Here is a 12,425-nt window from a genome sequence, read left to right as displayed (position 1 = left end):
CATAAGATCGGCTTATGGGCCTGTTCCCGGCGGCAAATCGAGGCTAGACAGGCCGCCTGACACGTCATCCGGCGGGATATTGAGGACGAGTTCAACGTGAACATGGACCAGTTGAAGCGACAGGCCGCGGCGCGCGCCCTGGAAGAGGTGCGCGACGGCATGCAGCTCGGGCTCGGTACCGGCTCGACCGCCAGGCATTTCGTCGAGCTCCTGGGCGAGCGCGTGCGCGCCGGGCTGAAGGTGATCGGGGTGCCGACCTCGGAGGCGACCCGCGCGGACGCCGCGCGCTGCGGTGTGCCGCTGACCACGCTGGACGAGATTGACCGCCTGGATCTCACCGTCGACGGCGCCGACGAGATCGATCCCGCGCTCAACCTCATCAAGGGTGGGGGCGGCGCGCTGCTGCGCGAGAAGATCGTGGCGGCGGCGTCCGATCGCATGATCGTGATCGCCGACGACACCAAATGGGTCGCAACCCTCGGCCGCTTTCCGCTGCCGGTGGAGGTGATCCCCTTCGGGCTCGGCGCGACCCGGCGGGCGATGGACAAGGCATTTGCAGAATGCGGCGTTTCCGGGCAAATGGCGCTCCGCAAGTCCAGGGACGGCCACGTTTTCGTCACCGACGGGGGCCACTGGATCGCCGATGCCCATCTCGGCCGGATCGAGGATCCCGCGCGGCTCGCCAGGGCGCTCGGTGCGATCCCCGGCGTGGTTGAGCACGGGCTGTTCATCGGCTTGGCCAGCTCGGCCGTTCTGGCGGGGGGCGAGGGAATCCGCGTGGTTGAACGGCGGTGAGCCGCCAAAGGAGACTAGGAATGAAGAGCGTATTGAAGATGTTGCCCGCCGCCGGCCTCGCGCTGGGACTGGTTCTCGGCGCCCTGCCTGCGGCCGCGCAGCAGCCTCCGAAGCCGTCTCCGGCGGCGATCGCGGCGGCCAAGGAGATCCTGACGCTGAAGAACGCCAGCGCGATGTACGCCAACGCCGTGCCGGGCATGGTGGAGAAGACCAAGGTCACGCTGATCCAGCAGAACCTCAACTACCAGAAGGATCTGAACGAGGTCGCGCCGATCGTCGCGAAGCAGCTCTCCGGCCGTGAAAGCGAGATCGGCGAGGGCATGGCCCAGGTCTATGCCAGCGAGTTCACCGAGCAGGAGCTCAAGGATCTCGTGACCTTCTACAAGTCGCCGCTCGGCCAGAAGCTGATCAACAACGAGCCCAAGGCCATCGGGCTCAGCATGCAGTACCTCAATTCTTGGGCGCAGAACTTCACCGAGACCGTGATGGGCGCCTTCCGCGCAGAGATGCGCAAGCGCGGCAAGGAAATCTGACGAACACGGTCCGACGCCGCGCGAGAGGTCGAGGTGGAGCATGGCTGAATTCGACGTCGACCTCTTCGTCATCGGCGGCGGCTCGGGCGGCGTGCGCGCCGCCCGCATCGCGGCCGGCCACGGCGCGCGCGTGATGATCGCGGAAGAGTACCGCATGGGCGGTACTTGCGTGATCCGCGGCTGCGTCCCGAAGAAGCTGTTCGTGATCGGCTCGCATGTCCGCCACGAGATCGAGGACGCTGTGGGTTTCGGCTGGACGATCCCGTCGGCGACCTTCGACTGGCCGACGCTGGTCGCCAACAAGGACAAGGAGATCGCGCGACTGGAGGCGGCCTACACCGCCAATGTCGAAAAGTCCGGCGCGCGCATCCTCAAGAGCCGCGCGGTGATCGAGGACGCCCACACCGTGCGCCTCGTCAAGGACGGGCAGACGGTCAGGGCCGGATACATCCTGATCGCGACCGGCGGTGCGCCCAACCACGGCGCCGCGATCCCCGGCATCGAGCACGTGATCTCGTCGAACGAGGCGTTTCACCTGGAAAGGCTGCCGCGGCGCATCGTGATCCAGGGCGGCGGCTACATCGCGCTGGAGTTCGCCGGCATCTTCGCCGGCTTCGGCTCGGACGTCACCGTGATCTATCGCGGCGACAACATCCTGCGCGGCTTCGACGACGACGTCCGCGCCCATGTCCGCGACGAGATGGAGAAGAACGGCATCACGGTTCTGACCGGCTGCACGGTGGACCGCGTCGAGCGTCATGGCGATGAATTCACCACGCATCTGTCGAACGGCTCCAGCGTCGCCTCCGACCAGGTGATGTTCGCGATCGGCCGCCATCCCAACGTCGCCAATCTCGGTCTGGAGAAGGCGGGTGTCGCCATCAATCCGAAGAACGGCGGCATCGCGGTCGACGGATTCTCGAAGAGCTCGGTCGACAGCATCTACGCGATCGGCGACGTTACCCATCGCTTCAACCTCACCCCGGTCGCGATCCGCGAGGGCCACGCCTTCGCCGACACCGTGTTCGGCAAGCGCGAGGTCAGGGTCGATCACGCCGACATCCCGACCGCGGTGTTCTCGCAGCCGGAGGTCGGCACCGTCGGTCTGACCGAGACGCAGGCGCGGGCGCAGTTCAGCCGCGTCGACGTCTACAAGGCGACGTTCCGCCCCATCAAGGCGACGATGTCGGGGCGCGACACAAGCGTGCTGATGAAGCTCGTGGTCGACGGCGCCTCCGACCGCGTGCTCGGCTGCCACATCGTCGGCGACGCTGCCGCCGAGATCGTCCAGGCGGTCGCGATCGCCGTGAAGATGAAGGCGACCAAGGCCGACTTCGACGCGACCATCGCGCTGCATCCGACGGCCGCGGAAGAGCTCGTCACCATGCGCACGCCGACCGCGCGTCACGTGCGAGAGGCTGCGGAGTAGCGGTCCGCGCGTATCCGGCCCTGGACTAGGCGGTGCGAACCGTACCCAGGAACTTGCCGACTTCGAGCTTGAGGCGATTGCTGTCGCCGGACAGCGATTGTGCGGCCGATAGCACCTGCGCCGAGGCGGAGCCGGTCTCGCCGGCGCCGCGCTGCACGTCGGCGATGTTGGACGAGACGAGGGTGGTGCCGTGGGCTGCCTGCTGCACGTTGCGGGAAATTTCCTGCGTCGCCGCCCCCTGTTCCTCCACCGCCGCGGCGATCACCGCGGAGATCTCGGACAGCTTTTCGATGGTGCCGCTGATTTCCTTGATGGCGTTCACGGAGTCCTGGGTTGCGGACTGAATGCCGGTGATCTGCTGGCCGATCTCGCCGGTCGCCTTGGCGGTCTGCTCCGCGAGCGCCTTGACCTCGGACGCCACCACGGCGAAGCCGCGGCCGGCTTCGCCGGCGCGGGCCGCCTCGATGGTGGCGTTCAGCGCCAGGAGATTGGTCTGCCCGGCGATGGTGTTGATCAATTCGACCACGTCGCCGATGCGGGCGGCGGCCTTCGACAGTTCGCTGACGCGATCGTTGGTGGTCCGGGCCTGGTCGACCGCCTCGTTCGCCATCCGCGCCGATTCCTGCACCTGGCGGCTGATCTCGTTGACCGATGATGCCATTTCTTCCGTAGCCGAGGCCACCGACTGCACGTTGGTCGAGGCTTCCTCGGATGCTGCGGCCACGGCGGTCGTGACCTCCTTCGCGCGTTCGGCGGTGGAGGTGAGCGTGCCGGCCGACAGCTCGAGCTGAGACGAGGCCGAAGACACCGCCTCGACGATTCCGCCGATCGCGGCTTCGAAGTCGTCGGCCACCTTGTGCATGTCCGCCCTGCGCCGGGCGGTCGCACGGCTTTCCGCCTCCTTCCGCTCGGCCTCGAGACCCTGGCGGGCGACCGCATTGCTCTTGAAGACCTCGACGGCCTCGGCCATCTCGCCGACCTCGTCGCGCCGGCCGATGCCGGGCACTTCGACATCGAGCTTGCCGCCCGCGAGCTCCTTCATCGCACCCGTCATGCGCTGCAGCGGCTTGGTGATGCCCCGGGCGACGAGCATCGACACCGCGAGCGTCAGCACCAGCACCAGCCCGGCCACGATCATGGAGCGCTGCGCCGAGGCCCAGACCTGGGCGTCCAGGTCGTCCACATAGACGCCGTCCATGATGCCCCAATTCCACGGCGTGAACCCGACCATGTAGGAGAGCTTCGGCTGCGGCTTGTCGGATCCCGGCCGCGGCCAGTAGAAGTCGACGAAGCCGCTGCCCTTCTGCTTCACCTGATTCGTCACTTCGGCCAGGAAGGCTTTCCCGTTCGCGTCCTTGATCGCGGTCACGTCCCGGCCGACCTGCTGCGGCGCGACCGGATGCATCAGCACCACGCCGTCGATGTTCTGGATGACGAAATAGTCGTTGTTGCCGTAGCGAAGCGCCTTGACCCGCTCCTGCGCCCGCTTCTGCGCGTCGGCGACCGCGATGTCGCCCTTCTGGGAGGCTGCGTATTCCTCCTTGACGATGCTGAGGGCAAGGTCCGCGAGATGCTGCAACTCGATCTGCTTCTGTTGCTTCAGGCTCGACGCCAGCTCGCGCGAATCGAGGGTCGCAATTCCCAGAAGACCCGCGAAACAGAGGGCAATGAGTGCATAGAGTTTCCGGCTGATGGTCATGTTGAACCGGCGCAGCATTGCAAACGACATTGTCAATCCTCGTGAAATCATCCTTGTGAAATCGCGGACATCGGCTCAACCGGGAACGTCATCTCCGATCATCTTCGGTCGATGAGTCCTCGTCCCCGTGAGACCTATGGCCCGCGCCTTCAATCCAAGTTAAATTTCGAGTCAGTAGATATACGGATGGCCCGCCGGTCCCGGAGCCTTCCGTTACCGCCGGCCGCGGTTGCGGCCTCCATCGTCGCGGTGCCCTTTCAGGATGCGCCGTCGAGGCGGCGGATCTCGGCGCGTGCCTCGTCGCCCTCGGGAATCGGCCGGCCGCTGTCGCGCCATTCGACCGCCGCCTTGAAACCGTGGTGCTGCGCATAGCGGCGGAACCACAGCCCTTCCGGATTGTGGCGCGAGATGCCGTCGAACACGGTCGCCAGCATCTGGGTCTGTTCCAGCCCCATGGTCAGCATCACCTGGTTGACGACCATCTTGTGCATCGCGAGGTGGCTCCTGGGCACGCCGGCGATGCGCTGCGCGAGCTTCATGGTGGCGGCGTCGAGCTCGCTCGCGGGCACCGCGAGGTTCGCAAGTCCCCAGTCGGCCGCGGTGCGGCCGTCGATCACGTCGCCGGTGAACATCAGCTGCTTGGCGCGCGTCGGGCCGAGGCGAAACGTCCACATCGCCGTGGTCGGGCATCCCCACACCCGCGTCGGCATGTAGCCGATGCGGGCATCGTCGGCCATCACGATGAGATCGCAGCACAGCGCGATGTCGCTGCCGCCGGCGACCGCGTGGCCGTGGATGCGGGCGATCGTCGGCTTCGGGCAGCGCCACAGGCTCATGAAGTCCTCGGTGTTGCGCTTCATCGCGGCGTAGTCGACGAGCGGATCCCAGGGGAAGCTCTCCTGCTGGCAGGGCCGGTCGGCGGTGCTCTCGGCATAGCCGACGAGATCGTAGCCGCCGCAAAAGCCCTTGCCCGCGCCCTCGACGATGATGACGTGGATGTCGTCGTTCTTCTCAGCCCATTCCACGGCGGCGCGGATCTCGCGCGGCGTCTGGTCGTTGATCGCGTTGAGCCGCTCCGGCCGGTTCAGGAGCAGGCGGGCCACGCGCGGCGCGGCGGGGTCCGGCTCGATCGTCAGCGTCGAAAAGCTTGGCATCCCTGGTTCTCCCGGCTGGTTTCTCGCGGTCAATGTTGACGGTATCGGCCCGGCTGGCAAGGCGGAGAGCGACAAGCGTCATTGACGCACCCGCAAAGCCGAGATCACGGCGGGAGTCCCCTTCCAGGCAGACGCGGTACGGAGCTCGTGCCCCAGGCTCGTACACGCGTTGTTGAGCGGCGTGAGCGAACTCCCGACCTGGACAGCGGTTGAGACCGGTTGCCTCTTGCGAAGGGGGATTCCCGCATGGACGGCCATGACGACCGGTACGCCACCAAGGTGCCGGAGGTGTCCCTCGGCTTCTGGGTCATCAAGATCGCTGCCACCACGTTGGGAGAAACCGGCGGCGACACGGTCACGATGACGTTGAACTGGGGTTATCTGGCCGGCACGGGCCTGTTCCTGGTTGCGCTGATCGCGCTCGTCGCCGTCCAGATCGCCGCCCGCACATTCCACCCGGCCCTCTACTGGGCGACCATCGTGGCTTCGACCACCTTCGGGACGACGATGGCCGATTTCGCCGACCGCTCTCTGGGCGTCGGATATGCCGGCGGATCGACGCTGCTGCTGATCTGCCTGATGACGATCCTGGCCCTCTGGTACGCAACTGAGGGAACCATTGCGGTCGATACCGTCAACACGCCGAGGGTCGAGGCCTACTACTGGACCGCGATCACATTCTCGCAAACGCTGGGCACGGCGCTCGGCGACTGGATCGCGGATACCGGCGACATTGGCTATCGCGGCGGCGCGCTCATCTTCCTGGCCGCGCTGGCGGTGGTCGCGGGGCTCTATGCCTGGACCAATGCGTCGCGGGTCGCCCTGTTCTGGGCGGCGTTCATCCTGACTCGCCCGCTGGGCGCGACCGTCGGCGATTTCCTCGACAAACCCGTCGGCCAGGGCGGCCTGGCCTGGAGTCGTCCGTTGGCATCTGCGGCGATCGCGATCTTCATCATTGCGTGCCTGTTTCTCATTCCGCAGCGTGCCGGTCGGCACCCGCGCGGCGAGCTTGGCCTGAAGCAAGGCAGGGGCTGACCTCGCGGCGGGTTATGTTACTAGACGGGTCCAACGAAGAATGGACCTGCCTGGCATGCAGACCGCCGTCATCCTCAAGCTGCTCGTGCTCCTCGCGGTGGCCAACGGCATGCCGGTGATTGCCAAGCGTCTGCTGGGCGAGCGTCTGGCCCGGCCGCTCGATGGCGGCGCGACCTTTGTCGACGGTCGACCGCTGTTCGGCGCTTCCAAGACGCTGCGCGGCTTCGTGTCCGCGGTTGCGGCGGCAAGCCTTGCGGCGCCGCTGCTTGGTCTGACGCCCGGCACGGGGTTTGCGATCGGCGCCGGCGCGATGGCCGGAGACCTGCTGTCGAGCTTCATCAAGCGCCGGCTCGGCTTTGCGCTGAGCAGCCGCGCCACCGGTCTCGATCAAATTCCGGAATCGCTGATCCCGGCGCTGTTGTGCTGGCGGGACCTGTCGTTGACGGCGATCGATGTCGCCGTGGCGGTCGGCATCTTCCTCGTCGGCGAGATCCTGGCCTCGCGCCTGTTGTTCTGGATGCACATTCGCGACCGGCCCTATTGAGGCCTCAGGCGCAATGCAGCCGGTGCAGCGCGATCTCGGGCGGACAGTTGAGGCGGATCGGCACCACCGAGGATCCGACGCCGACCGAGGTGTATCCGACCATGTCGTGATATCGCCACAGCCCCGATCCGAACCGCCGCGGCAGCGCCGAGTCCAGCGTGATCGGGACCGGGCCCGGCAGGCAGATCTGGCCGCCATGGGTGTGGCCGCTGAGCAGGAGGTCGAAGCCGGCATGCGCGGCATGGCGGTAGATCTCCGGCGTGTGCGACAACAGGATGGTGAAGCTCTCCGGCGGAATGTCGGCCGCGGCCTTCTCGATGTTGTCGACGCGATAGAAATGCGCGTCGTCGATGCCGCAGAGATGAATGCGCTCATCGCCCCGCGTCAGCGCCGTGCATTCGTTCAGCAGCATGCGGACGCCGAGATCTTCCAGGCCGGGGACCAGCCGAATCGTGTCGTGATTGCCGAGCACGCCGTAGACCGACGACGTCAGCAGCGCGCAGATTGCCTTCATGCCGTCGAGCGCGGCGTCGAACGGTCCGTAGGTCGCGCCGCGGAAGTCGCCGGTGAGCACGCAGACGTCGTAGGCGAGCGCAGGCAACAGCTCCGCCAGGCGCCGCATCGCCGGCGCGTTCATGTCGACATGCAGGTCGCTGATGTGCAGCAGGGTGAAGCCGTCGAAGGCTTTTGGTAGGGCCGCGAACGCGAGGTCGGTGGTTCTGACCTGCACGTCGGCCGCGTTCTTCAGTCCGCGCCGATAGAGGCCGGAGAACCTGAAGGCGGTGCGGATGACGGAGTGAACCGAATACCAGTTCTCGATGTGGAAGAAGTTGAGGCCCTGGCCGAAGATTTGCGCCTCGTGGTCGGCCTCGATGCCCAGCCGCTGTCGTGCATGCAGCCGCCCGAGCCGGTTTTCCAGGCGATTCACGACGGAGAGTTCGGTTGCGTCCACCGCCAATTCCTTTCCACGCGGCGGCTGGCGTCGGTGACGCAAGCCGCGGGTGGGCCGCGACGGGCTTCGGCAGAGGTATGACGTCTGATCTGGAAGCGCAACAACCGAATGGAGGGTAGGCGCGGGGGCTAGAGATGCCGGCCTCGCGCCAGCGTCTCCGAAGGCATCTCCCCGAACGCCGATCTGTAGTCCTTCGAGAAGTCGCCCATGTGGCAGAAGCCGTTGCCGAGCGCGGCGGCCTTGACGGTGAGGCCCGTGCTCCCGGTGGTGAGTTGCTTGCGCGCCGACCACAGTCGCTTGAGCCGGAGATAGTGATGCAGGCTGACGCCGTGGACGGTCCGCGTCGCCGATTGCAGCGTGCGGACGGAAACGCCGAGCGCCTGCGCGAGATCCTCGCTGTAGAGCGGCGTGCCGCCGAGTAGCGTCACCTGCTCGTCCAGCCGGTCGACCAGCCGGCGGTGCCTGTCGTAGGATCCGGGGCGCGCCCGGTGCGCGCCGTCGGGGACCAGGGCGTCGTCGAGGGCGGCGACGAACCTTTCCTGGATCGGCCGGTTGAGCGTCTCGAACTGCCGTGGGTCGTCGCATGCCGAGGCCAGGCTGAACATGTCCAGGATCGCTGCGCGCAGGCTCTGGATGCTTTCGGTCGGGGCCCGGACGAGGTGCAGCGCCTCGTCGTCGTCGAGCCAGCCGCGATGGCGCATGTCGGAGTTGAAGCGCAGCATCAGATACGTGTTCGGATGCTGCTCGATCACCTTGGCCGGAGTCCGGCCGCGCATCAGCCCGATGGTCGAATTATCGGCATCGTGGCCGTTGATGTTGCAGTGGAACGCGATGGGAATGAACAGGCCGACACCCTGATCGGTTCCGAGATCCGCTTCGAGATGCCGGGCGAAGGAGCGCTGCAGCACGAAGATGCCGTCCTGAAGCGGGAGAATGGCGCGCGATACGCAAAACTCGCGCGGCCGCAGCGCAGTCGAGGTGCCGCCGCCGAGGACCTCATGGGCGCGGTATGCGTCGGCATCGTAGTAGTGCTCGGTGCTCAGGATTCGCGATGGCTTCAGCCAGCGGGCGGGCATCTTCGTGTCCTATGGTGTCGCGGGTTCGAGCAGCTGCCACGGCCTCGGAAGAAGTCGACGCGCGGTGGCGGCACCGCGCGCCGTATCGTCTGAAGCGAACACCGGGGGGATATTTCGCTTCGGCTCTTCAATGCGCCCGGCAAGGTCGTGCGATCGAACAGTCTTCTTGTTGGCAGTCACTTGGGAGACTGCGCCGGAAAGCAACATATGGCCCGAAATGACAGCACGGGCTCGGCGCCGCCGGTCCAGGCAAGTCGGCAATTCTGCCATCAAATCCCTACGTCGGGTGCCGTCCCTGGGTAACTCGGGCGATCCCCAGCTAGTAGATTTACGGGGGTCCGGCTGCCGAATTCCGAGCTTCGGCTTGGATAATTGATCTCGATCAAGCCCGGGGGAGATGAGGCGGTATGCTGCGTCGATTCGCAGGGGGACGGCGCTTTGCCCGGGTGCGTGCATGTCGTGGAGGACGACCGGCCGATGCGGGAATCGCTGGTCGAACTCCTGGAGGAGGCCGGGTACACCGTTCGCGCCTACCCGAAGGCGGAGGACCTGCTGGCGCGGGGCCCCGGTCTGGAGCCCGGCTGCATCGTCAGCGACGTGCGGATGCCGGGCATGGACGGGCTCACGCTGTTGCGCCACCTGCGCTCCGCCGGGTCCGCGCTGCCGCTGATCCTGATCACGGGGCACGGCGACGTCAGGATGGCCGTGGCGGCGATGAAGGCCGGCGCCGCCGACTTCCTGGAAAAGCCTTTCGACGCCGACACGCTGCTCGACGCGGTCGAGACGGCGCTGCGCCCCGGTGCGAACGGCGCTGGAGCGGAAGACGGCGAAGCGCGCCACGGCCTCCAGAAGCTGACGGCACGGGAGATCGAGGTGTTCGAGCATGTGGTGGCCGGCGAGTCCAATAAGGAGATCGCCGTGCGCCTCGGCATCAGCCCGCGCACCGTGGAATTCCATCGCGCCCACATCATGGAAAAGACGAACGCAAGGGGATTGCCGGATCTCGTCCGCCTCTGGCTCTCCCGCGGCGCGTAGGCAGGCATGCCGGGCCGCGCCGACCCCAAGCACGCGAGCGGCGAATCCGAGGTCGGTCCGGTCACGCTCGACGAAAGGTCCGGCGCCAGCGTCGAACTGATCGATCTGGAGCCGACCGCGCTCGAGAAGCGCATCGCGCTCGGCGCGGTTGCTCTCCTCGCGGCGGCGGTCGCCTGTGTGGCGCCGATCGCGGCGACGCCGCTGCCGCAATTCGCGGCCTTCATTCCCTTTCTCAACGCGACCATCCTCGTCACCGACCTCGTCACCGCGATCCTGCTGTTCGCGCAATTCTCGATCTCGCGCTCGCGCGCGCTCCTGGTGCTGTCGGGGGGATATCTCTTCACCGCGCTGATCGTCGTGCCCCATGCGCTGACGTTTCCGGGCGCGTTCTCGCCGACGGGGCTGCTCGGCGCGGGTCTGCAGACCACGGCATGGCTCTATATCTTCTGGCACTCCGGCTTTCCCACGGTCCTCACCGTCTATGCGTGGATGAAGGACGGCCAGCGCAAGGTCCACGCGTCGATCAAGTCTGCGATCACCTGGTGTGTCGCGATCACGGTTGCGGCGGTGACCGCGCTGGTCTGGCTCGCCATCGGGGGCGATGCGTATCTGCCCCATCTGTTCGTGAGTGCCTCGGGCCTCACGCGGCTCGGCAGTTTCGCTCCCACCTTCGACCTCCTGCTCTGTGCGGTCGCGCTCGTCTCCCTCTGGCTGCGCCGGCGCTCCGTTCTCGATCTGTGGCTGATGGTGGTCGCCTGCGCGCTGGTCGGCGAACTCGCGCTGACTCTGGTCCGCTTCAGCCTCGGCTTCTATTTCAGCCGCGTGCTCTCGCTCGCCACCTCGACCATCGTGCTGGTGATCCTGCTGGTCGAGACGACCGGGCTCTATACGCGCCTTGCGCGCACCAACATGATGCTGAGCCGCGAGCGCGACAACAAGCTGATGAACCTGGAGGCCGTGGTGGCCTCGATCTCGCACGAGGTGAAGCAACCGCTGGCGGCGATCGTGATGCGCGGAAGCACGGCGCTGCGCTTCCTCGCGCATGCGCCGCCCGACCTCGACAAGGCCCGCACGGCGCTCAACAAGATCGTCAGCGACGGGCACCGCGCCAGCCAGATCTTCGACAACATCCGCGATCTGTTCCGGGCCTCGGACGAGGAGCGGATTCCGGTCGACGTCAACGCGATGGTGATCGGCGTGCTCGATGCACTGCAGGGCGAACTCGCCGAGCACCGCATCGCGGTGCGCACCGAGCTGACGGCCGGCGATCCTTCGGTCATCGTGCATCCCGGACAGTTGCAGGAAGTGCTCCTCAACCTCGTTCGCAACGCGATCGAAGCAATGGCCGGGCACGAAGATGGACCGCGGATGCTGCGAGTGAAGACCGAGCGGCGCGAGCCTGACGGGATCGCGATCAAGGTCATCGACACCGGTCCCGGAATCGAGCCGGCGAAGCTCGCCGGCATCTTCGATGCCTTCGTCACGACCAAGTCTCACGGCATCGGGTTGGGACTTGCGATCTGCCGCATGATCGTCGAGCGGCACGGCGGGCAGCTCTCGGCCTCGCCCGCTCCGGAGGGCGGCGCGCAATTCGAGATCATGCTGCCGGGGCGACCGCTGATCGCGCGTCGCGGTTAGCGGTTGCGGCTATTTCAGCCGATAGCCGGCGTGACAACCGGCGCAGGCGCGCATGACCTCGGCCAGCGCGCCCAGCGCGGGCTTGAGCTCGCCGGTGACGCCCACATTTTGCGCCTCAATGGCGAAGCGGCTCGCCGCGCGATGCATGGTGGTGCCGGCGTCCTGCATGCCCTTCGGCATGAACGCGGCGACCTCGTCGGCGCCGTGCAGTGGCAGTGAACTCATGCCCAGACGCTGCTCGGCGATTCTTGCGGCCTTGTCCGGCTGATCGTTCGCCAAGGAGTCACTGATCTCCTGGAGCGCCAGGAGGTGGTCGCGCATGTTGGCCATGGTGTGCACGACGAGTTCCGGAGGAAAGCTGACGAACTCGCGCGTGTCGGCCGCCCCAGCGCCGTGGTCCATGTGGCCGTGATGGCTGTGCTGGGCGGCGACCGATCCGGCCAGAAGCACGACGAGAGCCGGGATGAGGAGACGGATGCGCATGCGCCGTTTTCGATTGGCTGACGTGGCACGATAGACGTGGCGGACGGCGAAG

12 protein-coding genes are annotated in these 12,425 nt (G+C 66.7%); 7 read left to right on the top strand and 5 right to left on the bottom strand.

The annotated features are described in order from the left end of the window. Positions 1–96: 96 nt before the first annotated feature. From rpiA to gor, 3 genes are read left to right on the top strand one after another with little or no spacing between them, the layout of a single operon-like run. Positions 97–795, top strand: a complete 699-nt coding sequence (rpiA, locus tag KGM94_RS01690) for a ribose-5-phosphate isomerase RpiA (protein ID WP_300254214.1) — start codon at positions 97–99, stop codon at positions 793–795. Positions 796–815: 20 nt separating this feature from the next. Next, positions 816–1,328 carry a DUF2059 domain-containing protein gene (locus tag KGM94_RS01685; RefSeq protein WP_300254213.1) on the top strand — a complete coding sequence of 171 codons (513 nt, stop codon included), beginning with the start codon at positions 816–818 and terminating at the stop codon, positions 1,326–1,328. Positions 1,329–1,368: 40 nt separating this feature from the next. Continuing rightward, positions 1,369–2,757 (top strand): glutathione-disulfide reductase, encoded by a 1,389-nt coding sequence (gor, locus tag KGM94_RS01680; RefSeq protein ID WP_300254211.1) that lies wholly within the window; start codon positions 1,369–1,371, stop codon positions 2,755–2,757. A gap of 25 nt (positions 2,758–2,782) precedes the next feature. Here the strand turns inward: gor and KGM94_RS01675 are convergent, their stop codons facing one another. Continuing rightward, a complete protein-coding gene (locus tag KGM94_RS01675) occupies positions 2,783–4,486 on the bottom strand; it encodes a cache domain-containing protein (protein WP_300254209.1) in 1,704 nt (567 codons plus the stop codon). Positions 4,487–4,713: 227 nt separating this feature from the next. Continuing rightward, on the bottom strand, positions 4,714–5,610 hold the full coding sequence (locus KGM94_RS01670; RefSeq protein WP_300254207.1) for a crotonase/enoyl-CoA hydratase family protein: 897 nt from the start codon (positions 5,608–5,610) through the stop codon (positions 4,714–4,716). A gap of 246 nt (positions 5,611–5,856) precedes the next feature. Here KGM94_RS01670 and KGM94_RS01665 point away from each other — a divergent pair, with 246 nt between their 5' ends. Continuing rightward, positions 5,857–6,645, top strand: coding sequence for a hypothetical protein (locus KGM94_RS01665; protein WP_300254206.1), 789 nt, complete (start codon positions 5,857–5,859; stop codon positions 6,643–6,645). Positions 6,646–6,700: 55 nt separating this feature from the next. After that, a complete protein-coding gene (locus tag KGM94_RS01660) occupies positions 6,701–7,189 on the top strand; it encodes a CDP-archaeol synthase (RefSeq protein WP_300254205.1) in 489 nt (162 codons plus the stop codon). 4 nt (positions 7,190–7,193) lie between these two features. On the opposite strand, the gene KGM94_RS01655 is transcribed toward KGM94_RS01660, so the two are convergent. Beyond that, a complete protein-coding gene (locus KGM94_RS01655; RefSeq protein ID WP_300254204.1) occupies positions 7,194–8,141 on the bottom strand; it encodes a metallophosphoesterase in 948 nt (315 codons plus the stop codon). Between the two features lie 128 nt (positions 8,142–8,269). Further along, the gene (locus tag KGM94_RS01650; protein WP_300254203.1) at positions 8,270–9,217 is read right to left on the bottom strand and encodes an AraC family transcriptional regulator; all 948 of its coding nucleotides are present in this window, start codon (positions 9,215–9,217) and stop codon (positions 8,270–8,272) included. A gap of 372 nt (positions 9,218–9,589) precedes the next feature. Between KGM94_RS01650 and KGM94_RS01645 the strand changes: the two genes are divergently transcribed. Both KGM94_RS01645 and KGM94_RS01640 read left to right on the top strand, forming a co-directional pair. Then, entirely contained in the window at positions 9,590–10,252 is a 663-nt protein-coding gene (locus tag KGM94_RS01645) for a response regulator (protein ID WP_366526204.1), read from the top strand. A gap of 6 nt (positions 10,253–10,258) precedes the next feature. Next, the gene (locus tag KGM94_RS01640) at positions 10,259–11,890 is read left to right on the top strand and encodes an MASE4 domain-containing protein (protein WP_300254201.1); all 1,632 of its coding nucleotides are present in this window, start codon (positions 10,259–10,261) and stop codon (positions 11,888–11,890) included. Positions 11,891–11,899: 9 nt separating this feature from the next. Here the strand turns inward: KGM94_RS01640 and KGM94_RS01635 are convergent. Further along, positions 11,900–12,425: hypothetical protein (locus KGM94_RS01635; protein ID WP_300254199.1), on the bottom strand; the 526-nt coding region annotated here is incomplete at its 5' end.

Source organism: Bradyrhizobium sp., from assembly GCF_028868675.1.
GTDB lineage: Bacteria > Pseudomonadota > Alphaproteobacteria > Rhizobiales > Xanthobacteraceae > Bradyrhizobium.
This window is presented reverse-complemented; position numbering and strand designations above follow the sequence as displayed.